Below are 26,397 nucleotides of genomic sequence, written 5' to 3' on the forward strand. Positions count from 1 at the left end.
ACCAGCAAAGTGGCGCCGAAATGCACTGAAGAACAGGACATACCGTCGCCTCCACACATGCTGTGACTGCTTCATTGGCGCCGTGCGGCGCAAACCCGAAGTGTATCGGCGTGGCGCAAATTGTGTCGCACGCCATTGCGCGCGCGCCGGCCCCTGTGCCTGGTGTGATACACTGCCGGCTCGCTAGGGGTCCTGGGCATTTTGTCCGGGTGAGAGATACCCTTCGTACCTGATCTGGATAATGCCAGCGAAGGAAAGCGCAAAGTAGTTCTCCCCTCCTTTGATGGCTCTCCTCGCGGCTTCCAGCCGAGAACAAGTAGAGAGCAGACATGTCCACACCTAATTTCGCAGTTTCCGTCATCGCCCTGGCGGTGTTCCACGCATTTTCCGGCGCCGCCGTCGCCGCCGACACGGCCGCAGCCACCGACCCGGCGGTCGAGGCCGCCGCCGGGCAGGCTATGCCGGAAGTCATCGTCAGCGCCACCAAGGTGCGCGCCAACACCGCCTCGGTCGCCGGCTTCGGCAACGCCCCGCTGCTGCAAACGCCGGCTTCGGTCAGCGTGCTGACATCGCAGCAGATGCTGGATCTGCAAATCCGCTCGACCACGGACGCCGCCAAATTCGACGCCAGCCTGAGCGACTCGTACAACGCCGTCGGCTACGCCGAGCAGTTCTCGATCCGCGGCTTCAAGCTCGACAACGCCTCGAGCTACCGCAAGGACGGCATGGCCATCCCGGGCGACACCCAGATCCCGCTGGAGAACAAGGAGCGCCTGGAAGTGCTCAAAGGCTTGTCCGGCCTGCAGGCCGGCGTCTCGGCGCCGGGCGGCATCGTCAACTACGTGACCAAGCGCCCGACCGACACGCCGGTGCGCACCGTCGTGCTGGAAGCGCGCGAGCGCGGCACCCTGTACGGCGCGGTCGATGTCGGCGGACGTTTCGAGGACGAGCGTTTCGGTTACCGCGTCAACGTCGCCGGCGAACGCCTGCGCTCCTACATCAAGGGCGCGGACGGCAACCGCAAGTTCGTCTCCGCCGCCTTCGACTGGCGCATCTCGCCGCAGGCGCTGCTGCAGATCGACGCCGACCACCAGCGTAAATCCCAGCTGACGGCGCCCGGCTTCCAGCTGCTGAATAATACGACCCTGCCGGTGGTCGATGCCGACACGATGCTCAACGATCAGCCGTGGAGCCGTCCGGTGGAGACCACCACCAGCAACATCGGCGCGCGCTTCGAATACAAGTTCTCGCCCGACTGGAGCACCACGGTCAGCGCCAACCAGCACCAGTTCAAGCGCGACGACTACACCGCCTTCCCTTACGGCTGCGGCGAGCAAAACCTGTATCCCGGCTACTGCGGCAACGGCGACTACGACGTCTACAACTACATCAGCCTGGGCGAGAAGAAGTCGCCGCTGACGGTGCAGGCGCTGGTGCAGGGCCGCTTCGCCACCGGCGCGCTGGCGCATGAATTCACTGGCGGCGCGTCGTTCCACAAAAACAGCGAAAAATGGGGCGACTACCTGTATGACTATTCGGGCGTCAGCAATATCTACCATCCGGTCGTCGTGGCGCCGGCGCCGGGCACCAGCGGTCCGGTGTCGGAGCGCCGCCACAGCGACGAACGCGCCCTGTTCGCGCAGGACATCGTCAGCTTGAACGCGCAGCTCAAGCTGCACGCCGGCGCGCGCTATGTGCAGCTCAAACGCACCGAGCAGAACGACGGGTTGCCGGACGCCGATACCGATGCCGGGTTCTGGCTGCCGAATGTGGCACTGGTCTACAGCCTGCGGCCCAACGTATCGCTCTACACCTCGTACGCGCAAGGCCTGGAGCATGGCGGCATCGCGCCGATCCAGACCGTGAACGAGGGCCGCGCGCTCGCACCGTCCAAGTCCAAGCAGATGGAAGTGGGCGTCAAGGCCGATATCCGTCCCGACCTGAGCGCCACCGTCGCGCTGTTCGAGATCCATAAAGGTCTGGAATACACCGACGCGCAGAATGTCTTCGTTCGCAACGGCAAAGCCCAGCACCGCGGCCTGGAAATGGCGTTGAACGGCCGCGCCACGCGCGAGCTGACAGTGGGCGTTTCGGCCACCGCGCTCAATACCAAGCAAAGCGATACCGGCTTGGCCAGCATGGACGGCAAGCGCGTGACCAACGTCGCCGCTTTCAAATCGTCGGTGTATGCGGATTATGCGGTGCCGCAGGTCGAAGGCTTGAGCGTGAACGCGAACTGGCAGTACTCGGGCAAGAAGGCGTTCGATCCGGAGAACCAGGTATTCGTGCCGAGCTATCATGTGCTGAATTTGGGGGCGTCGTACGCCACGCGCATCGGCGGCGTTTCGACCACGCTGCGTGCGAGCGTGAACAACGCGCTGGACAAGTTCTACTGGCGCGATGTGACGCAGGATCTGGGTGGGTATCTGATGCCGGGGGCGTCGCGCACGTTCCGCGTGTCGGCGCAGTTCGACCTGTAACGCGAAATCCGCAGGCGACTCCAAGATGGCGGATTACGGCGTTCCGCCTAATCCGCCCTACGTGTCACAGTGGGTCATTCAACCAACGGTGTCCATCGTTTAATTTGCGTGGCGAACGTGGCGAATCGCGGAGACACGTAGGGCGGATTAGCGCAGCGTAATCCGCCACGAGCCGCCAACGACGCATGCTCGATTACGTGGCCTTGGCTAACAACCGCTCCACCTGCGCCAACCGCTGTTCCGGGTCGCCCGATACCAGCACATATGGTATCCGGCGCGCCGCCAGCTCCTCCATCAACAGACGATTGATGACAACGCTGACTTCTTCGCACTCGCGCTGCAAGCCATCGGCCACCCATGGAATATCCGGCGCGGTCACCAACGTCAGCGCATAGTCGCGCCGATGTCCATCGGCCAAGCGCGCTAGCTGATCATCAATACCACCGAAATAATGACGGCTGTAGATCGCCGTCATCAACGGCGCAGTGTCGCAGAACAGATACCCGTCCGCGGCCTGCGCCGCCGCGTCCTCGCTCCGGCGCTGTGTAGCGGCGATATTAAACTGGTCCCCCGCCACCGGCACCCGCCCCTGCACATCGACGAATTCACGCAAATACTCCGGCACCCACAAGGTCCGATAGCGCTCCGCCAGCGCGGCGGCCAGCGTGGTCTTGCCGGAGGAAGCCGTGCCCAGTATCGCCACGCGCAGCGGCAAGACGGCCGATGTCATTCCAGTACCAGCCTGCGGCCGCCGGTTTCGTCGCCTTTATCACCGCCGCCCGTCCCCATGCCGGCCGACTGCTGCCACGTGCGCAGGCCGACCACCGCCATGCCGACGAAGACCGCGTACAAAATCGCCGTCAACATCAAGTGCTTGTGCAGATAAAGCCCGACATACAGCACATCGACAACGATCCAGACATGCCAGTTCTCGATCTTTTTACGCGACAGCAGCAACTGCCCGACCAGACTGCCGGCGGTCAGGAAACCATCGGAGCGCGGCACGTCGGTATCGGTGTAGGTCTTGAGGAACCACGCCAGCAACACAAAGCCGGCCAGCCACGCCGCCACCGCGATCCAGCGGCCGCGCGCGTCGAGCGCGGTGACCGCCAGCCGCTCGTGGCGGTCGTTCCCGTGCAGCCACTGGTACCAGCCATAGAACGAAACGGTGATGAACACCAGTTGCAGCCCCATGTCGCCGTACAGCCGCGAACCATAGAAAACCAGTCCGTAGGTGGCCGACGAGATGATGGCGAACAGCCAGGCCCAATGGCTCTGGCGGATGTTGAGCCACACGGTGGCCACCGCCAGAATGAACGACACCAGTTCCAACGGGGTCGTGGCGAATACCGCCAGATGCAGCGGCAAATTCAGGTACCCCAATAGAACCGATAATTCGTGCATTATTTTTTCGCCGGATATTTAATGGTCATCTCTTCGAGCACATTGTCGGCATGATCGACTTCGCTCATCACCCACAGCATATACCGGATGTCCAGATGGATAGCGCGGGTGATGGCGGGATCGAAGTACCAGTCCTTGGTGATCGACTCGTAGGTCGAATCGAAGTTCAGGCCGATCAACTCGCCCCTGCGGTTCAACACCGCCGAGCCGGAGTTGCCGCCGGTGGTATCGGCGCTGCTCAGGAAGTCGACCGGCACGGTGCCGAGGATGGCGTCCCTGAACCGTCCATAGCGCTTGGCCTTGATGGCGTCGAGCTGCTTTTGCGGCGCGTTGAACGGGTCCTTGCCGGTATGCTTTTCAACAATGCCTTCGACGGTGGTGAACGGGCCTTTGCTGATGCCGTCGCGCGGCGAATACGGCGCCACGGTGCCGTAGGTCACGCGCAAAGTGCCATTGGCATCCGGGTACACCGGCTTGCCCAGCGACTTCTTCCACGCGATGACGGCCTCCATGTAGCGCGGGATCACGCGCTCCAGGTTTCCGTCCAGCTCCTTGCGGCGCTCCTTGAGCGACTGCGCCGCGTCGTCCAGCTTCGCCGCCAGTTGCATGAACGCGTCGTCCGACGCCTTGACGGCGGCGGCGTCCTTGCCGACCCATGCCAGCCGCGTGGCGGTGTCGCCCAGCCGCGTCTCGGCATACATCGCCGGCACCGCCCCGGGCGCCGGCAGCAGAGGATCGAGGCCCGCCACATGCATGGACTTGGGCAGCCTGGCGTAGCGCCGCAGCGACGCCGCGAAACGCGCCTGATCCACCCCGGCCACATACGACTGCTCCAGGCGGTTCAAACGCGCCTTGATGAAGGTGGCGTCGCGCTGCTGGAAACCGGTTTCGCGCTCGGCGTCCGGCTTCGCGCTTTCCAGCGCCAGGCGATACAGCGTATTGGCGCTTTTCAGCATCTCGCCGGTGGTGGCGACGCTGTAGCCGAATTCCTCGTCGCCCAGCGCGATATCGGCGGCGATCACCGCGTCCAGTTCGGACAGCAGCGTTTTCGACACGTCCTTCTGCGCGCCGTACCAGGCGCGGAACTCCGCGTCCTGCCCGTCCTTGACGGCGGCGATGTCCTTGCGCGCGAAGCCGTCCATCAGGCCCTGCGATTTCTTCATCACGTTGTTCAGGCTCTTGGCGACGCTGGCGTAGCGCACTTCGGCCGCAGGATCACCCTTGGTGGCGGCGGCGATGACGTCGAGATCGGCCTGGATTTCGGCCACGCGGGCCGGATAGCCGACATCGCGCGCGGCGCGGATTTCCGACGGCAGCTTGTAACGGCTGGTGCGGCCCGGATAACCGGCCAGCAGCACCGGATCGCCGTTCTTCAGCCCCTCGGCCGACAGCACCAGGAAGTCCTTCGATCGATACGGCACGTTGTCGGGCGACGGATCGGCCGGACGGCCGTCCTTGCCCACGTAGGCGCGCAGGAAGGCGAAGTCGCCCGCATGGCGCGGCCATTCGTAGTTGTCGACGTCGCCGCCGTAGTTCCCGATCATGTCCGGCGGGGCGTAGACCAGGCGCACGTCGCGTATCATCATCTGGCGGATGCGGTAGTATTCCAGCCCCCGATGGAAGGCCGGCACCGAGCAGCGGTAGCTCTTGTCGGTTTCGCATTCGGCGATCAGCGCCTTGACGGCTTTTTCCACCGCGTCGTGGCGCTGCCTGCCGCTCATCGACGACGTCACGTCCTTGAGCACGCGGGCGGTGACGTTTTCCACCTTGTCGGTGACATACACCAGCGAATTGGGGCCGCCCGGCAGCTCCTGCGCGCGGGTCTTGGCCAGGAAGCCGTCGACGATGTAGTTGTGCTCCGGCGTCGCGTTGCGCTGGATGGCGCCATAGGCGCAGTGATGGTTGGTGACCACCAGGCCGGCGTCGGACACAAACGACGCCGAGCACCCGGGCAAAGCGACAATGGCGCTCATCGGATGCCTGGACAGGTCGGCCAGCTTTTCGGCCGGGATGGTGATGCCTATGCGTTGTAGTTCGGATTTCAGCTGCGGCAATTGGTATGGCTGCCACTGCCCTTCGTCGGCGTGAGCCGCCGCCGCGCCGAGGATAGCGGCCGGCAGCACTAGATATTTTAACAAGATAAAAGCCCCTGATTGAGTTCCAGCGGCAGTATATTCCTTATGCGGATGGCTGAAAATGCTTTTTGCGTATCCCGAAGCCGCTAGTCGGCGCCGCTTTCATCCGGCAGGTCGAAGCCCAAGGTCAAGGTGCAGCCGCCGCCCGGCACATACTGGGCGACCTCGAAGCTGCCGCCCAACGCCGCCACGCGCTGCGCCATGCCGATCAAGCCGAAGGACTCGCTCTTGCCCCGCTGGTGGGGCGCGATGCCGATGCCGTTGTCGGCCATGCTGAAGGCCAGGCGTCCGCCGCGCGCCACCAGCGCGATGTCGACATGGCTGGCGTGCGCGTGGCGACGCACATTGCTCAGCGCCTCCTGCATGCCGCGGAACAGCACGATCGCGATGTCCGACGTGATCGTCTCGAAGGTCGCCTCGTCGGGCAGGGCCAGCGCGCAGGTCATGCCGCTGCGTTTGCGGAATTCGGCAGCCTGCCATTCCATCGCCGCCTGCAGGCCCAGATCGAGCACCGCCGGGCGCAGTTCGTTCATAATGCCGCGCACGTTGCGGATGGTCGTGTCGATATTGTCCAGCACCCCGTTGACGCGCTGGTGCAGACGCACGTGCCGCTCGCCGGTGCGGGCGCTGAGCATGGAAATGTCGATGCGCAGCGCCAGCAGGTTTTGCCCCAGTTCGTCATGGATGTCGCGGGCGATGCGCTTGCGCTCATCCTCCTTGACCGTCTCCAGGTGCTCGGCCAGTTTGCGCAGCTGGTCGCGCGATTCATGCAGCGCGGCCTCGGTGCGTTTGCGCTCGGCCACCTCCAGCATCAGCAGGCGGTTCGCCTCGGTCAGCTCGGCGGTGCGCGCCGCCACCCGCGCATCGAGCTGGCGCGACAGCTTCAGCAGGTCGGCGTCGGCCCGCTGGCGCGCCGTGATGTCGGAGAACACGCCGATGAAGTGGCTGATGGCACCCACCTCGTCGCGGATCACGGTCATCGACATCGCCGCGACGTAGGGCACGCCGTCGCGCCGGCGGTTGAACACCTCGCCCTGCCATCTGCCGTAGCTGCACAGGCAGCGCATCGCTTCGGCGTGGAAGCCCGGCGGATGGGCGCCGGGCCGGCCCAGGAAGCGCGGATCGCGCCCCAGCGCCTCCTCCACCGGATAGCCGGTCAAGGTGGTGAAGGCGGGATTGACGGAGACGATGCGTTTTTCGACGTCGCACACCATCACGCCCTCGCCCATGCTGTCGATCACCTGGAAGGCGCGCCGCCGCGCGGCCTCGCGCGCGTCGGCGCTGCCGATGTCGGTCAGGATCATGCGGCATTTGCGGGCGGCGACATCGAGATTGGCCTCGATGTGCACCTGGCGCTGCGCGCCACCGCGCAACGCCGCGAACAGCGGTACCTCCAGCACCGCGCGCTGTCCGCTCACCAGCAGCTCGGCCAGGAACCGGCGCAGGCCGGCCTGCGATTGCGGCGCCACAAACTGCTCGAACGACCGGCCGGGCAGCTCCTCGCGGCGGCAGCCGAGCAATTCACCGGCGGCGTGGTTGGCGCGCGTGATGCGGCCCTCCGGATCGAGCGACAGATAGCCGGCCGGCGCCTGATCGTACAACGCCGCGTAATGCTCGCGCGCCGCCTCGGCCAGATCGCGCTCGGTCTGCACCTCGGCCAGCGCCACGTTCTGCATATCGAGCTCGATCTGGCTCACCTGCAGTTCGTGCCAACGCTTGAGCGTCTCGCTGTCGGCGTCGGCGGGCGGTGGACGGCCGGCCTTGGACAGCGCCGCGACCGCCTGCTCGGCCACGTAGCGCAGCCGGTCGGGATCGAGTTCGGGGCGCTGGCGCTTGTTCATAGCGGCTCCGCCCCCTTTTGCATGGACCGCAGTTGCGCCTCCAGCTGTTTCGATTCGGTGATGTTGATGAAGGTGACCACCACGCCGTCGATCACGTTCTCGACGGTCCGGTACGGCATGATGCGCACCGTGTACCAGCCGCCGCCGCGCGTGGGTATCTGCTTTTCGCAGAACACCAGCGTACGCAGCACCTCCTGCGCGTCGGCCTCCAGGTCGGGATACTGCAGGTCGTTGACGATGTCGCTCAACGGCCGCTGCAAGTCGCCCGGTATCAGCTTGTAGATGTGGGTGCTCTGATCGGTGAAGCGGCGGATGCGCAGCTTGTTATCGAGGAAAATGGTGGCCACATCGGTGCTGTTGAGCAGATTCTTCATGTCGCCGTGGACCAGCGACAGGTCGTCCACCTTCAATTGCAGCTCGGCGTTGACGGTGTACAGCTCCTCGTTCAGCGACTGCATCTCCTCCTTGGACGTGGTCAGTTCCTCGTTGGTCGATTGCAGTTCCTCGTTGGTCGACTGCAGCTCCTCGTTGGCCGACCTCAGTTCCTCGCGCGAGGCCTGCATCTCGTCGCGCACCGCCTGGATCTCCAGGCGCGCCTGCGCCAGCTGCTGTTCCAACTCCAGCACCTGCGGATTGGCCGAGCGCGCGCGGCGCCTTTCCGGCGGCAGCGGCAAGGTGGCGAAGGTCACCAACATCGTGCCCGACAGCGGTCCCGGTTCCGGCATCGCCTCGGCCGTCAGGTCCAGCGACTGGGACGGTTTTCCCGCCGCGTCGCGCTGTATCAGGCCGCGCACGGCGATCATCCCGTCGCTCTGCGCCGCGCGCTTGAGCAGGTCCGCCAGCTCGTGGCGCAGGCTGTCGCGCGCCATCGCGTGGATGTTCCAGTTGGCCTTGCCGGCGGCCGGCTCCAGATAGGCGCCGGTGCGGCCGTGGATGTACAGGATATCGCCATGGACGTTGAGCAGCACGGCGGCGGGCGAGTGCTTTTTCAGCAGCTGCTGCTCGACCTGGGTTTGGAGGTTACCGTTCATGGATGGGTTGATGGGCTCGCTGACAGAAGGAATCGACACGCCGCTGACGCGGGTGGGGAAATAGTTGACGACGCGCTGGGTGGAGGCGTCGAGCCGCCGGTAGATGCGGCCGCCGCCGGCCATCGGCGCGAACAACTCGTGGAACCGGCCGGGCGTGTCCGCGCTGCCGAGCATCAGCAGGCCGCCGGGCTTGAGCCCGTAGTGAAACAGCGGGATCAGTTGTTCCTGCAGCTTGGCCGTGAAATAGATCAGCAGGTTGCGGCAGCACAGGATATCGAGCTTGGTGAACGGCGGGTCGGATATGACGTTCTGGCGCGCGAAGATGATCATGTTGCGCACCTCCTTGCGGATACGGTGACCGCCGCCGTCTTCCGGCACGAAGTAGCGCCGCAAAAGCTCGCCCGGGACGTCGGCCTCGATGGCGGCGCCATAGACGCCGCGGCGCGCGCTGTCGATGGCGTCGACGTCCAGGTCGGTGGCGAAAATCTGCAGCGAGTAGCGCGGCGCCGGCCGCAGCCGCGCGAGCACCTCGTTGAAGGCGATCGCCAGCGAATAGGCCTCCTCGCCGGTCGAGCAGGCCGGTATCCAGGCCTTGAAGGCGGCGCCGTCGGGGTGCTCCGACAATAGCTGCGGCAAGGCGCTGTCCATCATGTATTGCCACACCTTGGGGTCGCGGAAGAAGTTAGTCACGCCGATCAGCAGCTCCTTGAACAGCAGCTCGACTTCGGCCGGATTGCCGCGCAGGTAGACCACATAATCGGCCAGCCCGACGCACTGGCGCAGCTTGATGCGCCGCTCGATGCGGCGCAGGAGGGTGCTCAGTTTATAGTCGGAGAAGTTGGCGCCGGTCTGCTTGAGCAGCAGCTGAAACAACTGCCGCAAGCAGTCGCGCTGGGCCAGGGCCCGCGCCGGCACGCCGCCCTCCTGGGCGCCGCGCCACTCGGCTAAATGCGCCGGCATCTCCGACGGCCGCGCGACGATGTCGATCACCTCGGCGCCGATGGCGCTGAGCGGCATCGGGTCGAAACGGGCGGCCCCGGGGGGCTGCGCCAGCGTCAGACCACCGTTCTCCCGGATCGACGCCAGTCCCAGCGTGCCGTCGGCGCCCATGCCGGAAAAGACGATGCCCACCGAGCGCTCGCGCCCGTGGTCGGCCAGTGCGCGGAAGAAACTATCGATCGGCAAGCGAAAGCCGCGCCGCTCCGACGGCGGCAGCACGGCGAAGCGCCCTTCCTGGAAACCCAGGTCGCGGCCGGGCGGTATCACGTATACATGGTCGGCGACGATATCCATGCCGTCCCTTACCTCGGCCACGTTCATCGGCGTCACCCGCCGCAGCACTTCGGGCAACATGCCCTTATGGCGCGGATCGAGGTGCTGCACGACCACATAGGCGAAGCCGCTGGAAGACGGCACGTTGGAGAGGAATTCGCAGATCGGATCGAGGCCGCCGGCCGAGGCGCCGATGCCAACCACCGGCACCGCCGACACCGCGGCGGGCGCACGCGCCCGCGCGGCATCGGCGGCGGCAGGCGGGGCTGAGGGCTTGGAAAGCGGGCGTTTCTTCATCGTGGCATTGAAACCAACCGTGGGGCCCGGCCGCCTGCTACACAACAACGGATGCGGGCAGCAGGGGAATGTGGTTTTTGTCTACATCTTGCCAGATGATTATACAAAGGTCGCGCCCAAAAACCAAGCGCGCGACCGGGCGTGCGCGCACGCTTACCTGCCCTGGTCGCTTGCGGCATGCCAGCCGCCGCCCAGCGACTGGATCAAGGCGATCGCCGTGGTCTGGCGGTCGGCCTGCGATTGCACCAGCGCGCGGCGCGCGGTCAGCGCCGTGGTCTGGGCGGTGACCACGTCGGTGTAGCCCACCTGGCCGGCGCGGTAGCGGTTCAACATCTGCGCCTCGACCTGGTCGGCCGCCTCGGAGGCGATCCGGCGCAGATCCTGCTGCTGCGCCAGCGCCCTGGTGGCCGAGAGCTGGTTTTCGACGTCGGCGAACGCGGTCAGCACCGTCTGGCGGTAGCGGGCGATGGCGGCGTCACGCGAGGCCTCGGCGCCGGCCACGCGGGCCTTGGTGGCGCCGGCGTCGAACAGCGTCTGCGCCGCCGACAGCCCCAACGACCAGAGGCTGTTGGAGGCGTTGAACAGGCCGGATGCCGCGTTCGCGCCGAAGCCGTAGGAACCGGTCAGGTTCAGGCTCGGGAAATAGGCGGCGCGGGCGATGCCGATTTGCTCGTTGGCGGCGGCCACCGAGCGCTCGGCCGAGGCGATGTCCGGACGGCGCTGCAGCAAGGTCGAAGGCACGCCGGTGGGTACGTCCGGCACCGTCACGTTCCACGGCGCCGGCGCCAGCGTGAAGTCGCTGGCGGCCTTGCCCAGCAGGACCGCGATCGCGTGTTCGAGCGTGGCGCGCTGCTGCACCAAGGTGACCTGGTCGATGCGGGCGTTGGCCAACTGGGTTTGCGCCTGCAGCAGGTCCGACTTGGTGGTGACGCCGGCGTCGAAGCGGTTCTGCGTGATCTGCAGCACGCGCTCGTAGCCCTCGGTGGTGGCGTCGAGCAGCGCCTTTTCGGCGTCGGCCTGGCGCAGCAGGAAGTAGTTGGTGGCCAGCTCGCCCTGCGCGGACAGGCGGGCGGCCGCCAGGTCGGCGGCGCTGGCCTGCAGGCTGGCCTGGGCGCTGTTGGTGCCGGCGCGCAGCCTGCCCCAGATATCCGGTTCCCAGCTGGCGCCGATGTTGGCGCGGTACTGGTTGACGTTCTGCGTGTTGCCGCCGCCACCGGAGCGGTTGGCGCTGCCGTTCAAATCGACCGCCGGGAACAGCGCGGCGCGCTGCTCGCCCACCAGCGCCCTGGCCTGCGCGTAGTTGGCGGCGGCCAGGGCCACGTTCTGGTTCGAGACCTCGATGCTGTCGGCCAGCTGGTTCAACAGCGGGTCGCCGAACAGCTGCCACCACGGCCCGCGTTCGAGCATGTCGGCCGGCGCGGCCACGGTCCATCCGGCGGCGGCCTTCTCGGCGTCGGTGGCGGTTTCCTTGAAGGCCGCCGGCGACGGCGTCTCCGGCAGCTTGTAGGCCGGGCCGACGGCGCAGCCGGCGGTTGCCAGCGCCGCCAGCACGGCAAGCGCTATCGTCCGGTGGCGCGGCGTTTGACGAGGGATGGTTGGTGCGTGTGTGCTCATGGTGTGCTCGGCGACGGATCGCTGTGAATTTTGCTTAAATGTTCTTCGGATGGGCCACGGCGGCGCAGCTTGTCCATCAGGATGTAGACCACCGGCGTGGTCAAGAGGGTCAGCAGCTGGCTGGCGATCAGGCCACCGATGATGGCCACGCCCAGCGGCCGGCGCAGCTCCGAGCCCTCGCCGAAACCGATCGCCAGCGGCAGCGCGCCGAGGGCGGCGGCCAGCGTCGTCATCAGGATGGGACGGAAGCGCAGCATGCACGCCTCGCGCACCGCTTCGCGCGGCGACAGGCCGCGCGAGCGCTCCGCCTCCAGCGCGAAGTCGATGATCAGGATCGCGTTCTTCTTGACGATGCCGATCAGCAGGAAGATGCCGATCAGGGCGATCGTCGAAAACTCCATCTTGAAGATCAGCAGCGCCAGCACCGCGCCCACGCCCGCCGAAGGCAAGGTGGTGAGCACCGTCACCGGATGGACCAGGCTTTCATACAGGATGCCCAGCACGATGTAGATCACCACGATGGCGGCCAGGATCAGCAGCGGCAGCGACTTGTTGCTGTCCTGCGCCGTCTTGGCGGCGCCCGCGAAGCTGCCGCGCACATTGTTCGGCAGGCCGATCTCCGCCTCGGCCGCCGCGATGTCGGCGGAAGCGTCGGACAGGCTGGAGCCGTCGGCCAGGTTGAAGGCGATGGTGGTCGCCAGCTCCCCGTCCTGATGGTTGATCGACGTCGCCGTCGAGCTTTCCGCGAACCTGGCCATCGCCGACAAGGGCACCATGGTGGTGGCCGAGGTGCTCAGGGCGGAGCCGGACGACGCGTCCCTGACCGCGGGCGCGGCGACGTTGGCGGCGGTGGCCGTGCTGGCGGTGCTGGTCGTGCTGGTGCCGGTGGTGCCGGCCGTGCTGGTGCCGGCCGTGCTGGTGGTCGTGGCGGCGGTCGGCGCGCCGCTCGGGTTGCTGGCCGTGGGCGCCGGCAATCCCTTCGACGGGACGTACACGTCCTTCAACGCCTCGGGGCTTCTGCTGTACTCGCGCGCTATTTCCATGATCACGTGATACTGGTTCACCTCACCGTAGATGGTCGCCACCTGGCGCTGGCCGAAGCTGTCATACAAGGCGTTGTCGATATCCTTGGCCGACACGCCCAGGCGCGAGGCGCTGTCCTTGTCGATGGTGACGAAGGTTTCGACGCCGTTTTCCGCCTGGTCGCTATCGACATCGACCATCGACGTCTTCGCCTTCATAGCTTCGGCCAGGCGGGAGGCCCATTTCTTCAAATCGGCCTCGTTGTCGCTTTTGAGCGTGTACTGGTTGTTGGCGTTGGCCGAGCGCCCGCCCGAGCGCAAATCCTGCACGGGGCTGAGGAACAGGCTCACGCCCGTCACCTTTGCCAGTTTGGGGCGCAACCGCGCGATGACGGCGTTGCCCGCCACCGAGCGCTCGCTGGCGGGCTTCAGGTTGATGAACATGAAGCCGCCGCCGGCGCGCCGCCCGCCGGTGAAACCCACCACGGTGGCGACGTCGGGATCGTCCTTGATGATGTTGACCAGCTGGCGCAACTTGCCCTGCATGGCCTGGAACGAGATGCTCTGGTCGGCGCGGATGCCGCCGCTGATTTGGCCCGTGTCCTGCTGCGGAAAGCCGCCCTTGGGAATGGCCGCGAACAGATAGACGTTCAAGCCGATCACGAACACGAGGCTGAGCATCACCAGCCAGACGCTCGACAGCGCCCAGTCCAGGCTGTGCTCGTAGCCCTTGAGGACCTTGTCGAAACCGGCCTCGAAGAAGCGCGCCACGCGGCCGGGAGGCTTGCCATGCTGGTCCGGCTTGAGCAGCCAGGCGCACATCATCGGCGTGGTGGTCAGCGAGATCACCAGCGAAATCATCACCGCCGCCGACAAGGTGATGGCGAACTCCTTGAACAGCGCGCCGAACTGGCCGCCCATGAACAGCAGCGGAATGAACACCGCTATCAGCGAAAGGCTGATCGACAGCACCGTGAAGCCCACCTCGCGCGCGCCCAGCAGCGCCGCCGACAGGCGGTCCATGCCGGCCTCGATGTGGCGCTGGGTGTTTTCCAGCACCACGATGGCGTCGTCGACGACAAAGCCGGTGGCCACCGTCAGCGCCATCAGCGACAGGTTGTTCAGGCTGAAACCGAGCAGATACATCACGCCGAAGGTGCCCAGCAGCGATACCACCGTCGCCACCGCCGGCACGATGGTCGCGCGCAGGTTGCGCAGGAAGACGCTCACCACCAACACCACCAGCAGGATCGAGATGATCAGGGTGACCTCGATCTCGTGCAGCGACGAGCGGATCGAATTGGTGCTGTCGCTGGCGATGGCCACGTTGACGTCGGGCGGCATCTGCGCCTGCAGCGCGGGCAATTGCGCGCGCACGCTGTCGACCGTTTCGATCACGTTGGCGCCGGCCTGCGGCCGGATCAGGACCACGATCGCCGGTTGGCCGTTGAACAGGCCCAGGTTGTTCACGTCCTCGACGCCGTCGACCACCTGCGCCACGTCCTTGAGGCGGATCGCGGTCGAGTCGCGCCAGCCGACCACCAGGTCCTGGTAGTCCCTGGCGTTGCGCCCTCCGCTGGCGTTGGCCGACTCGGTATAGATCTGCAAGCGGCGGCCATGGCCCTGCACCGCGCCGCGCGGGCGGTTGGCGTTGGTGGCCTGTATCGCCGCGCGCACGTCCTCCATCGACAGGCCGTAGCGGTTCAGCGCATACGGATTGAGTTCGACGCGCACCGCCGGCAGCGAACCGCCGCCCAGCTCCACGTCGCCCACGCCGGTCACCTGCGACAGGCGTTGCAGCACGGTGTTGGAGACGGCGTCGTAAATCTGGCCAGGCGTGCGCGATCTGGACGTCAGCGCCAGGATCATGATCGGCGAGCCGGAGGTGTTGGCCTTGCGGTAGGTCGGATTGCTGCGCAAGGTGGCAGGCAGGTCGACGCGGCTGGCGTTGATCGCCGCCTGCACCTCGCGCGCCACCGAGTCGACGTTGCGGTTCAAGTCGAACTGCAGGGTGATGTTGGCGGAGCTGGTGGTCGAACTGGAGGTCATCTCGTTGACGCCGGCGATCACGCCCAGATGGCGCTCGAGCGGCGTCGACACGCTGCTGGCCATCGTCGACGGACTGGCGCCCGGCAGGTTGGCGTTGACCGTGATGATGGGGAAATCGACCTGCGGCAGCGGCGCCACCGGCAGCACGAAGAACGCGCCGATGCCGGCCAGCGCGATGCCGACCGTCAGCAGGACGGTGGCGATCGGCCGCTTGACGAATGGCGAAGACAGGTTCAAGACGCACCACCTTCGGCCGGAACCGGCTTGCCCGCCGGCGCCGGCGCGTCTGGTTTGCCGCCGCCGAAGCGGCGCGCCAGGCTATCGAAGCCCAGGTAGATGACCGGCGTGGTGAACAAGGTCAAAAGCTGGCTGACAATCAGGCCGCCGAAGATGGCCAGGCCCAGTGGGCGGCGCAGTTCGGCGCCCTCGCCCCAGCCCAGCATCAGCGGCACGGCGGCGAACAGCGCCGCCAGGGTCGTCATCAGGATGGGACGGAAGCGCAGCAGCGCGGCCTGGTGGATCGCCTCGCGCGGCGGCATGCCGCCTTCGCGCTCGGCGTCGATGGCGAAGTCGATCATCATGATCGCGTTCTTCTTGACGATGCCGATCAACAGGATGATGCCGATGATGCCGATCACGCCCAGATCCTGGCCGCTGATCCACAGCGCCAGCAAGGCGCCGACGCCGGCCGACGGCAATGTCGACAGGATCGTCAACGGATGCACATAGCTTTCATACAGCACGCCCAGCACGATGTAGACACAGACCACCGCCGCCAGGATCAGCCACAGTTGGTTGGACAGCGAAGCTTGGTAGGCGCCGGACGCGCCGAGGAAGGTCAAGGTCACCGACGGCGGGAACTTGATCTCGGCGGCGGCCTGCTTGATGCTGTCGACCGCCGTGCCGAGGGAGACGCCCGGGGCGGTGTCGAAACCCAGGGTGGTGGCCGGATACTGCGCCACGTGCGTCACCTGCAGCGGCGACGGACGCTCGCTGATGCTGGCGATCGCCGACAGCGGCGTGGCCTTGCCGGAGCCGGTGCGCAGTTGCAGGTTGCCCAGGTCCTGCGGCGTCGTGATGTCGTCGCTTTTCGCCTCCAGGATCACGCGGTACTGGTTGGTCTCGGTGAAGATGGTCGAGACGATGCGCTGGCCGAAGGCGCTGTACAACGCGTCGTCGATCGAGGCGGCGGTGACCGACAGGCGCGAGGCGGTGTCGCGGTCGACCGTGATGTAGGCGGCGTTGGCGCTGGCGCCGACGTCGGAGACGACGTTGCGCAGCTCCTTCTTGGTGCGCATCTGTTCCGCGAGCTTGGTGGCCCATTCGTTGACGGAGGCGTTGTCCGCGCCTTCGATCGACACGCGGAACTGGGTCGGCCCGGTTTCGGCGTCGATGGTCAAATCCTGGGTCGGCTGCAGATACAGGATCAGGCCGGGTATCGTCGCCACGCGGTTGCGCAGGCGGTCCATGGTTTCCTGCTGGCTGCCGGTGCGCTCGCGCTTCAGGTTGATCAGCATGCTGCCCGTATGGAGCATGGTGTTGTTGGCGGCGTCCACGCCGACCACGGAACTGAGCGTGGCCACATCCGGGTCCTCCAGCACCAGGCGCGCGGCCTGCTGCTGCAAGTCCGCCATTTTGGCGTAGGAGACGGCCTTGCCGGTCTCCAGGCGCGCCTGCAGCTGGCCGGTGTCCTGGGTCGGGAACAATCCCTTCGGAATCACCACGTACAGCAGCACCGTCAGCAGCAAGGTGGCCAGCGCCACCAGCAGGGTCAGGCCGCTGTGTTTGAGCACCCAGGTCAGCGCGCGGTCGTAGTGGCCGACCACCCAGTCGAAGAACTGCTGGAAGCGCACGGCGAAGCGGCTCGGCTTCTCCTCGGCGTGGCTTTTGAGCCAGCGGGCCGACATCATCGGCACCAGCGTCAGCGACACCACGGCGGAGATCAGGATGGTGATCGCCAGCGCCATCGCGAACTCGCGGAACAGGCGCCCCACCACGTCGCCCATGAACAGCAGCGGTATCAGCACCGCGATCAGCGACACCGTCAGCGAGATGATGGTGAAGCCGATCTGCTTGGCGCCCTTGAGCGAGGCGGCCATCGGCGTCTCGCCCTCCTCGATGTAGCGGGCGATGTTTTCGATCATGACGATGGCGTCGTCGACCACGAAGCCGGTGGCGATGGTCAGCGCCATCAGCGACAGGTTGTTCAGGCTGAAGCCGAGCAGATACATGATGCCGCAGGTGCCGATCAGCGAGATCGGCACCGACAGGCTGGCGATCACGGTGGCCCGTATGCTGTGCAGGAAGGCGAAGATCACCAGCACCACCAGCAGCACCGCCAGCACCAGCTCCATGCCGACGTGTTGGACCGAGGCGCGGATGCCGGTGGTGCGGTCGCTCAGCACCTCCAGTTTCATGGCGCCCGGCAGGCCCGCCTCCAGCTCCGGCAGGCGGGCCTTGATGGCGTCGACCGTGGCGATCACGTTGGCGCCCGGCTGGCGTTGCACATTGAGGATGATGGCCTGCTTGTTGCCGGACCACGCGCCCAGTTCCACGTTCTCCGCGCTGTCGACCACCTGGGCGACGTCGGACAGGCGCACCGGAGCGCCGTTCTTGTAGGCCAGGATCAGGTTCTGGTAATCCTTGGCGGCCACCAGCTGGTCGTTGGCGTTGATGGTGTAGGCGCGCGTCGGGCCGTCGAAGCTGCCCTTGGCGCCGTTGGCGTTGGCGGCGGTGATCGCCGTGCGCAGCGTGTCCAGGCCAAGGCCGTAGGACGCCAGCGCGTTGGTGTCGGCTTGTATCCGCACCGCCGGGCGCTGGCCGCCGCTCAGCGTGACCAGGCCGACGCCGGAGACCTGGCTGATCTTCAGCGCCAGGCGGGTGTTGACGATGTTTTGCACCTCGGTCAGCGGCATCGTGTCGGAGGTGATCGCCAGGGTCAGCACCGGCGCGTCGGCCGGATTGACCTTGGCGTAGATCGGCGGCGCAGGCAAGTCGGTCGGCAGCAGCGAGGAGCCGGCGTTGATCGCGGCCTGTACCTCCTGCTCGGCTACCTCCAGGGTCTGCGACAGCCCGAATTGCAGCGTGATGATGGAGACGCCGGCGGCGCTGGTGGAACTCATGCGCTGCAGGCCGGCCATCTGGCCGAACTGGCGTTCCAGCGGCGCGGTCACGGTCTGTCCCATCACCTCGGGACTGCCGCCGGGGTACAGTGTTTGCACCTGGATGGTCGGGAAATCGACCTGCGGCAGCGCCGACAGCGGCAGGAACTTGAAGCCGACCAGGCCGGCCAGCACGATCGCCAGCATCAGCAGCGATGTCGCTACCGGCCGCTGGATAAATGGAGCGGATGGACTCATTGTTGTGCCGCGCCCTGTTCTTTGCGGTGGCGACGCTCGTGGGCCGGGGCCGGAGTACCGTCGGCGGCGGGTGCGCCGGCGGCGCCGTGCGACCGGCGTCCACCCGCACCGGGGCCGGCGCCCGGCAAGGTCACCTTGGCGCCTTCCTTGAGGCGGTCCGCGCCTTCGGTGATGACCTGCTCGCCGGCCTGCAGGCCGGTCGCGATCTGCACCTTCTCGACGGTGGCCTCGCCGCGCGTGATGCTGCGCATCGTGACGGTCTTGTCATCCTTGAGCACCCAGACGAAATCGCCCTTGGTGCCATGGCGCACCGCGTTCACCGGCACCATGACCGCGTCCTTGATGGTGCGCAGTTCCAGGCGGACGTTGACGAACTGGCTCGGGAACAGCGTGAACTTGGCGTTGTCGAAGCGCGCCTTGGCCTTGACGGTGCCCGTCTGCGTATCGACCTGGTTGTCCATCGCAGCGAACTTGCCGCTGTCGAGGATATTGGTGCGGGTGCGGTCCAGCGCCAGCGCGGGCAAGGCCACGCCGTCGTTCACGCGCTGCATCACGCCCGGCACACTGTCCTGCGGGATCGAGAACTCCACGTCGATCGGCGACAGCTGGGTGATCACGGCGATGCCGGTGGCGTCGCTGGAGCCGACCAGGTTACCGATATCGACCACGCGCAGGCCGACCCGGCCCGTGATCGGCGCGATCACCTTGGTGTAGCCCAGATTGAGCTTGGCCGTGCCCTCGGCGGCGCGGTCGGTCATGACCGTGCCTTCGAGCTGCTTGACCAGCGCCGCCTGGGTATCGACGTCCTGGCGGGCGATCGAATCCTGCTTGAGCAGCGTTTGGTAGCGCTGCAGCGTCAGTTTGGCGTTTTCCAGTTGCGCGTCGTCGCGCTGGCGCTGGCCGCTGGCCTGCAGCAACGCCATTTCAAACTGGCGCGGATCGATTTGCGCCAGCACCTGGCCGGCCTTGACCATCTGGCCTTCCTTGAACAACACCTTCTGCAAAATGCCGGACACCTGCGGACGCACGGTGGTGGTGGCGGCGGCGGTCACGGTGCCCAGCGCCTCCAGGGTCACCGGGATGTCGGCCTTCTCCGCCGTCGCCACGCCAACGGTGGTGGCCGGCGCGCCGCGCCGCCCGCCACCAGTTCCGGGACCGCCCGGGCCTCCGGGACCGCCCGGGCCTCCGGGGCCGCCCGCGCCCGGCGCGCCGGCCACCGGCGTCGCCGGCTGGTGCGTCAGATACCACGCCAGCCCACCCAGCGCCGCCATCGCGGCGACAGCGATCACGCCGCCGACGACTTTACTGCGGCGGCTGCGCTTCGGTGGGTTGATGTTCGGTGTCGGCTTGGCTTGCGAATCCATTGTTATCCTTTTATAGGCTTGCGTGTCCATGGCAAAAACACCATGGCGTTTGATGCGAGGACTCTAGCATATGCACCCTGCCCTGTCAGTCGCCTGAAACCCCGGGTTACAAACTCGCTACAAAACACCGCGTTTCCCCACGGGGCATCAATCCGGCTTTACATTTCTTTACGGATTTGACATTCCGGCGACATGCGCCAACGTCAGACTGCCCCCTTTAAGCCCCGGAGCCGGGCGGCGGCCGCACGACCTTGTGAAGCCGCGCGCCTGTCCGTAGAATGAACCGCATGAATACGACAAACGACCGCATATTGCTGGTGGAGGACGATCCCCGCCTGGCCGAGATGCTCACCGAGTACCTGACCCAATCCGGCTTTCGCGTCACGCACGCGCCCAATGGCCGCACGGCCGTCGGCCACATCGCCGCCGGAGGGGTCGACGCCGTGGTGCTCGACCTGATGCTGCCCGACATGGACGGCCTGGAAGTCTGCCGCCAGGCGCGCGCCGTCTCGGACGTGCCGGTGCTGATGCTGACCGCGCGCGGCGACGCCATCGACCGCATCGTCGGCCTGGAAATGGGGGCCGACGACTACCTGCCCAAGCCTTTCGAACCACGCGAGCTGCTGGCGCGCCTGCGCGCCATCCTGCGCCGCCGCGTCGACCTGGGTCATCTCGACAGCGCCCGGCGGGGCGCGGGAGCGCTGGTGCGCGGCGAATTCCTGCGCTTCGGCCGGCTGGAGATCGATCCGGATTCGCATTCCGCCAGGATCGACGGCGTGCCCTGCGAACTGACCGCCTACCAGTTCGACCTGCTGCTGGTACTGGCGCGCCACGCCGGGCGCGTGCTCTCGCGCGACAGCCTGATGGAACTGCTCAAGGGAGAGCCGATCGAAGCGTTCGACCGCTCCATCGACGTCCACATGTCGCGCATCCGCGCCGCCGTCGAGGACGACCCCAAAAAGCCGCGCCGCATCATCACCGTGCGCGGCGCCGGCTACCTGTTCGCCAAGGTGCAGGATTGATGAAGCGCCCGAATTTCGGCACAGGTATTGGCCTGCCGCGCCTGTATTTCCGCTTTTACGCCGCGATACTGGTCATCCTGCTGCTGTTTTCGCTGGCCGTGATGCAGGTGTGGAGCCGCAGCGGCGGTCCGCTGGAACGCTCCAACGTGACGCTGTCGCGCGTGATGCAGAACGTGCTGGCGCCGCCGGACGCGCCGCGCGAGGAGCAACAGGCGGCGCTGGAGAACGTGGCCCGGGGCCTGAACGCGCACATGACGCTCTATACCCGCGACTGGAAAACGCTGGCGGTGGTCGGCGACCAGATCCCGTCGCGCCACTGGCGCCAGCGCGGCATCACCGGCCCGCCGCCGGAATCGTTCGTGCGCCTGCCCGACGGCCGCAAGCTGCTGTCGAGCGAGCCGCTGGGCTTCGCCCGGCCCAAGGCGATGTTGAACAACGCACTGATGCTGCTGGCGGTGGGATTGGGCATCGCCGCCTTTCCGCTGGTGCGCGGCTTGACCAAACGGCTCGAACGCCTGCAGCACGGCGTCGACTTGCTGGGCGCGGGCGACCTGAAGGCGCGCGTGCAGGTCGAAGGCAAGGACGAGGTGGCGCGGCTGGCGCTCAGCTTCAACCGCGCCGCCGACCAGATCGAGCAACTGGTCGGCGCGCACAAGACGCTGCTGGCCAACGCCTCGCACGAATTGCGCACGCCGCTGGCGCGCATCCGCCTGGCGCTGGAGTTGATCAAGGATGGCGTCGACGCCAAGCGCCGCGCCGGCCTGGAACAGGATATCGCCGAACTCAATGAGCTGCTGGACGAGATCCTGCTGGCGAGCCGGCTGGGGGCCGTGGTCGACGACACCACCCTGGAGGAAATCGACCTGCTGGCACTGGCGGCGGAGGAATGCGCGCGCTACGACGAAGCGGTGCTCGATGGCGAATCGGCCGTCATGCAGGGCGATCCGCGCCTGCTGCGGCGCTTATTGCGCAATCTGCTGGAGAACGCGCACCGGCACGGCAAGCCGCCGGCGAACGTGAGCATCGCCAATGACGGCGGCACGGCCAGATTGACGGTGTGGGATGACGGGCCGGGCGTCCCGGAAGCGGAATTCGAGCGCGTGTTTGAGCCGTTTTACCGCCGCCGCAATACGCGGGACAACAGTGGCGCGGGGTTGGGATTGGCGCTGGTAAGGCAGATCGCGCGTCGCCATGGCGGCGAGGCGCGGTGCGTGTTGATGGCCGATGGGCGCAGCGGCTTCGAGATTACGCTGCCGCTGGCAACTCCAACGCCAAAATAATATCGTCGTAATCGGTGTCGCCGACGCGGAAAGTACGTTGGCCGATCTGTAGGAAGCCGCAGCGCCGATAGAACGCCAGCGCATCGTGATTACCCGCGTACACGCCCAGCAGAACGCGTCCGGCGCCGCGAGCGCGCGCATCGTCAAGCGCTGCGGCCATCAGGCTCTTGCCGACTCCCAACCCGTGGAAGCGGTGCAGAAGATAGATGCGTTTGATTTCCAGATCGTCGGCGCGCGGTTCGGCAATCGGCAGCTTGGCCGGCGCCAGAACCAGATAACCGACCGGCGCCCCGCCGGGACTGACTTTCGCCAGCCATAGGCGCATCGCATCATCGGCCAGCCAGTCGCGATAGACGGCGGCGGCGTGCTGGCTTTCGCAATGGGCGATGATGTCGGCGCCGTCCAGAACCCCTGCGAACGCCTCGAGAAAGCTGGCCTTGCCGACCGCCGACAACGCCTGCTCGTCGCCGGCGGCGCCGGCGCGGATACTGATATCAAAGCCCATTGGCAAATCGCCTTTCGAGGATGTGTGTTGAAACACGGACGACGGATTGGCGCAGCGTAAACGCCCATGCGGAGGCTGTCGGCGGCTCACACATGGCGGATTACGGCGTTCCGCCTAATCCGCCCTACGTGTCTCCGAGGCGGATCAGCGGCTGTCGCATCACGAGGAAACACGTAGGGCGGATTAGCGCAGCGTAATCCGCCAGGAGCCGCCGACAGCGTCAATACATTACGGCGACTCGCACAGGCAATGCGTGATCGCGGTGAACGGCTTGCGCGACGCCGTCAGCTCCGACAACCAACCCAGATCCTTGGCGATGCCGTTCGCCGCGCTTGGCGGCAAGCCGGTGCTGGCCGTCACGCCCAGATTCACCTGCTGGCTGATGGCCTTGGCCACCGCCCGCGCGGCCGAACCGCCCAGCATATCGATCACGCGATCGAACTTGCTGGTTTCACGCTCGATGTACACCACGCGGAAGTCCCCGCCCAGGCTGGCGCGCTTGGCCGCCGACTTCAACGCGTCGTTGTAGCTGCCCAGCGTATCGACCAGACCGCGCTCCCTGGCCTGGGCGCCGGTCCATACACGGCCCTGCGCCACCGCGTCGATTTTCTCCGGCGTCGTCTTGCGCGCCTTGGCCGCGCGGGTCGTGAACTCGGCGTAGATATGGTTGATGCTGCCCTGGATGACCTGCGCGAAGCGCGGATCGAGCGGACGCAATGGATTGCCGGCGTCGCCCAGCCAGGTGGTCGGCTGGCCGGCGGTGTGGATGCCCAGCTTGTCGATCACCTTGTCGGCGGTCGGCAGGATGGCGAACACGCCGATCGAACCGGTGATGGTGTTCGGGTCGGCGATCACCTCGTCGGACGCCATCGACATCCAGTAGCCGCCGGAAGCGGCCACGTTACCCATCGAGACCACCACCGGCTTGCCGGCGGCGCGCGTCAGTTCCAGCTCGCGGCGGATCAATTCCGAGGCGAAGGCGCTGCCGCCCGGCGAATCGACGCGCAGCACGATGGCCTTGATGCCATTGTCCTCGCGGGCGGCGCGTATCAGTTTGGAGGTCGAATCGCCGCCGATGGAGCCAGGACCGGCGGTGCCGTCGCTGATCTCGCCCTGCGCCACGATCACGCCGACGGCGTCGCCGGTCAGCTTGTGCGGCGCGCGCGCCAGGTATTCGTCGAAGCCGACCTGGCGGAAGCTTTTGCCTTCCAGGTCCAGCGCGCCGCGCTTGATCATCATCTGGCGGATTTCATCGCGGGTTTTCAGACCGTCGACCAGCTTGTCCGACAGCGACAGCTTGCCCATGTCGCCATTGAGCGCGGCCACCTGGGCCGGCAAGTCGTTGATGTTCTTCATGATCTGCCCCTGCGGCAGCTTGCGCGCCTTCTCGACGTCGTTGGTGTAGGACGTCCACAGCGCGTTGTTTAGATACGATTCCGCCTCGGTGGCCGCCTGCGACGGACCGTTGGCGACATACGGCTCGCCGAAGCTCTTGTAGGTGCCCACGCGCAGCAGGTTGACCGTCACGCCGACCTTGTCGAGGGCGTCGCGGTAGTAGTTGCGATAGCGGCCGAAGCCCTCCATCAGCACCATGCCCATCGGATGCATGTACACCTCGTTGGCGTGGGCGGCCAGCAGGTACTGGCGCTGGTCATAGCTGGAACCCCAGGCCACCACCTTCTTGCCGGACGCCTTGAAGCGGTCCAGGCCCGCCGCCACTTCGCGCAGCATGGCTTGGCCGCCGCCTTCCATTTCGTCGGTCAGCAGCACGGCGGCGCCGATCGACGGGTCCTTGGCGGCCGTGTCGAGCACCGTCAGCACGTCGCGCAGCTGTATCATCTTCAGCGTTTCGCCGCCGCGCGCGGTGGTGACCAGCGCCTCGCGTGCGCTGACGCTGGACTGCTCGACCAATTGTCCCTTCAGGTCCAGCACCAAGGTGGTCTTCGGCTGCAGCGGTTTGAAGCCGCCGCCGAAGATGGCATAGCCCAGCGCGATCAGCAACGCCAGGAACAGCAGGTTCAGGATGGTGCGGCGGCCGGCGTCGAGCGCCCGCCAGAAGAAAGCGAAGCCGCTGCGAATGTAGGAAAACGGTGATCGGGCCATTGATACTCCAAGTGATTGCGTAATTTACAAGATCATACTGTATGCGGCCTGCGCTGTCCCGGTACCGAAATAAGGAGCAAGCCTCCAAATACCAGCAAACCGTTCATGATAAGCAATTCCAAGCCCAAACGATAGTTACCAAATAGTAATTTTTGATTGACGTCAACGACATAACAAAGCGCGGGGCCGGCCAGCGCCACCAGCGGCACCCAGCGGTCGCGCACGGCGCGCCGGGTCAGTATGCCGAACGCGAATAGCCCGAGCAACGGGCCATAGGTATAGCCGGTCAGCTTCAGCACAAGCCCCACCATGCTGGCATTGTCTATCCATTTGAACATCAGCACCAGCAGCAGGAACAGCGCGCAGAAGGCAAGGTGGACGCGATGACGCAATCGTACCTTGGCCGCTTCGGTCATATCGGTGCGACGCTGCACGCCGAGGATGTCGATGCAGAAGGTCGACGTCAGCGCGGTCATCGCCCCGTCCGCGCTGGGGAACAGCGCCGAAACCAGGCCGATGAAGAAGATCAGTTGCAGCGCCGCCGGCATGTGGCCCATCACCACCGCCGGGAAGATCTTGTCGCCGCTGGCAGTCAGGCCCACCGTCGGCGCGTACAGGTACAGCAGGCCGCCGAGGAACATGAACAGCACCAGCACGGCGGACAGGATCACCGTCAGCATCAGCATGTTCTTTTGCGAGTCGCGCAAGGTCTTGACGGAGATATTCTTCTGCATGATCTCCTGGTCCATGCCCGTCATCGCCAGCACGATGAAGAAGCCCGCCAGCACCTGCTTCCAGAAATAGGCGGGACTGTCGACCGAGGTGGTGACCACGTTCGTCAGGCCCTGGGCCTGCATGCGGGCCAGGCTTTCGGGCAGGCTCAGGTTCATGTCGTGCAGCAGCCAGCCGACGCAGATCACCAGTCCCAGCACCATGCCGGTGGTTTGCAGGGTGTCGGTCCAAACGATGGTCTTGACGCCGCCCTCGTAGGTGTAGAGCAGGATCATGGCCAGGATCACCAGGGTGGTCAGCCAGAACGGCACGCCCATGTTGTCGAGGATGGTGATCTGCAGGATGTTGACGACCAGGTAGAGCCGCGCCGACGCGCTCAAGGTGCGCGACAGGATGAAAAACGCGGCGCCGCTCTGATACGAGCGCTGGCCGAGCCGGACATCGAGGTAGTGGTAGATCGAGGTCAGCTTGAGGCGGTAGTACAGCGGCAGCAGGATATAGGCGACGGCGATGTAGCCGAGCACGTAGCCGAGGATCACCTGCAAATAGCCGAAGCCGTCGCGCCCGACGGCGCCCGGCACGCTGACGAAGGTGACGCCGCTCAGGGTGGTGCCGACCATGCCGAACGCCACCAGCATCCAGTTGCTGCTTTTGTTACCGATGAAGAAGCTGTCGTTGGTGGCATTGCGGGAGGTGCGCCAGGCGACCACCAGCAGCAAGGCGAAATAGGCGAAAACCAGGCAAAACAGCGTAACGGCAGACATAAGGGTTATCCAACGGCAAGTATTGAAATCGCCGCCAATATACACCCCCGTCCTCTTCCGCGTGCGACAAGCCCTGCAAGCCGACATGCGCCGGTGCGACATGTATCCCGCGGAACCACGTAG

At 66.0% G+C, this 26,397-nt stretch carries 15 protein-coding genes and 1 riboswitch; of the genes, 3 read left to right on the top strand and 12 right to left on the bottom strand.

What is annotated here, in order from left to right; genetic code table 11:
• Positions 1-175 precede the first annotated feature (175 nt).
• Positions 176-273: riboswitch (TPP riboswitch) on the top strand.
• Positions 274-329: 56 nt separating this feature from the next.
• Positions 330-2,480 (top strand): TonB-dependent siderophore receptor, encoded by a 2,151-nt coding sequence (locus tag AC07P1_RS00790; protein ID WP_494694056.1) that lies wholly within the window; start codon positions 330-332, stop codon positions 2,478-2,480.
• Positions 2,481-2,673: 193 nt separating this feature from the next.
• Here AC07P1_RS00790 and AC07P1_RS00795 read toward each other — a convergent pair whose 3' ends face one another.
• From AC07P1_RS00795 to AC07P1_RS00835, 9 genes are all read right to left on the bottom strand, one after another.
• Positions 2,674-3,210 (bottom strand): AAA family ATPase, encoded by a 537-nt coding sequence (locus AC07P1_RS00795; protein WP_494694057.1) that lies wholly within the window; start codon positions 3,208-3,210, stop codon positions 2,674-2,676.
• Complete coding sequence (pnuC, locus tag AC07P1_RS00800; protein ID WP_494694058.1) at positions 3,207-3,884, bottom strand: nicotinamide riboside transporter PnuC; 678 nt, start codon at positions 3,882-3,884, stop codon at positions 3,207-3,209. The genes AC07P1_RS00795 and pnuC overlap by 4 nt, the downstream gene beginning before the upstream one ends.
• Entirely contained in the window at positions 3,884-6,022 is a 2,139-nt protein-coding gene (locus AC07P1_RS00805) for a S46 family peptidase (protein ID WP_494694059.1), read from the bottom strand. The genes pnuC and AC07P1_RS00805 overlap by 1 nt, the downstream gene beginning before the upstream one ends.
• 83 nt (positions 6,023-6,105) lie before the next feature.
• On the bottom strand, positions 6,106-7,860 hold the full coding sequence (locus AC07P1_RS00810) for a sensor histidine kinase (RefSeq protein WP_494694060.1): 1,755 nt from the start codon (positions 7,858-7,860) through the stop codon (positions 6,106-6,108).
• The gene (locus tag AC07P1_RS00815; protein ID WP_494694061.1) at positions 7,857-10,460 is read right to left on the bottom strand and encodes a chemotaxis protein CheB; all 2,604 of its coding nucleotides are present in this window, start codon (positions 10,458-10,460) and stop codon (positions 7,857-7,859) included. The genes AC07P1_RS00810 and AC07P1_RS00815 overlap by 4 nt, the downstream gene beginning before the upstream one ends.
• A 153-nt stretch (positions 10,461-10,613) precedes the next feature.
• Positions 10,614-12,074: an efflux transporter outer membrane subunit gene (locus tag AC07P1_RS00820; RefSeq protein ID WP_494694062.1), complete on the bottom strand. Its 1,461-nt coding sequence runs from the start codon at positions 12,072-12,074 to the stop codon at positions 10,614-10,616.
• A complete protein-coding gene (locus AC07P1_RS00825) occupies positions 12,071-15,382 on the bottom strand; it encodes an efflux RND transporter permease subunit (protein WP_494694063.1) in 3,312 nt (1,103 codons plus the stop codon). The genes AC07P1_RS00820 and AC07P1_RS00825 overlap by 4 nt, the downstream gene beginning before the upstream one ends.
• On the bottom strand, positions 15,379-18,504 hold the full coding sequence (locus tag AC07P1_RS00830) for an efflux RND transporter permease subunit (protein ID WP_494694064.1): 3,126 nt from the start codon (positions 18,502-18,504) through the stop codon (positions 15,379-15,381). Before AC07P1_RS00830 ends, AC07P1_RS00825 begins: the two co-directional genes overlap by 4 nt.
• Entirely contained in the window at positions 18,501-19,868 is a 1,368-nt protein-coding gene (locus AC07P1_RS00835) for an MdtA/MuxA family multidrug efflux RND transporter periplasmic adaptor subunit (RefSeq protein ID WP_494694065.1), read from the bottom strand. The genes AC07P1_RS00830 and AC07P1_RS00835 overlap by 4 nt, the downstream gene beginning before the upstream one ends.
• A gap of 287 nt (positions 19,869-20,155) precedes the next feature.
• On the opposite strand from AC07P1_RS00835, the gene AC07P1_RS00840 reads away from it, so the two are divergent.
• Both AC07P1_RS00840 and AC07P1_RS00845 read left to right on the top strand, forming a co-directional pair.
• Complete coding sequence (locus AC07P1_RS00840; RefSeq protein ID WP_494694066.1) at positions 20,156-20,890, top strand: response regulator; 735 nt, start codon at positions 20,156-20,158, stop codon at positions 20,888-20,890.
• Entirely contained in the window at positions 20,890-22,170 is a 1,281-nt protein-coding gene (locus AC07P1_RS00845; protein WP_494694067.1) for an ATP-binding protein, read from the top strand. Before AC07P1_RS00840 ends, AC07P1_RS00845 begins: the two co-directional genes overlap by 1 nt.
• Here AC07P1_RS00845 and AC07P1_RS00850 read toward each other — a convergent pair.
• From AC07P1_RS00850 to AC07P1_RS00860, 3 genes are all read right to left on the bottom strand, one after another.
• Positions 22,136-22,675 (bottom strand): GNAT family N-acetyltransferase, encoded by a 540-nt coding sequence (locus tag AC07P1_RS00850; RefSeq protein ID WP_494694068.1) that lies wholly within the window; start codon positions 22,673-22,675, stop codon positions 22,136-22,138. The two genes, AC07P1_RS00845 and AC07P1_RS00850, sit on opposite strands and share 35 nt — an antisense overlap.
• A gap of 228 nt (positions 22,676-22,903) precedes the next feature.
• Complete coding sequence (sppA, locus tag AC07P1_RS00855) at positions 22,904-24,778, bottom strand: signal peptide peptidase SppA (protein ID WP_494694069.1); 1,875 nt, start codon at positions 24,776-24,778, stop codon at positions 22,904-22,906.
• Positions 24,779-24,810: 32 nt separating this feature from the next.
• Positions 24,811-26,274, bottom strand: coding sequence for a sodium:solute symporter (locus AC07P1_RS00860; protein ID WP_494694070.1), 1,464 nt, complete (start codon positions 26,272-26,274; stop codon positions 24,811-24,813).
• Between the last annotated feature and the right edge of the window lie 123 nt (positions 26,275-26,397).

This window comes from Duganella sp. GW821-FHT07F09 (genome assembly GCF_059418705.1).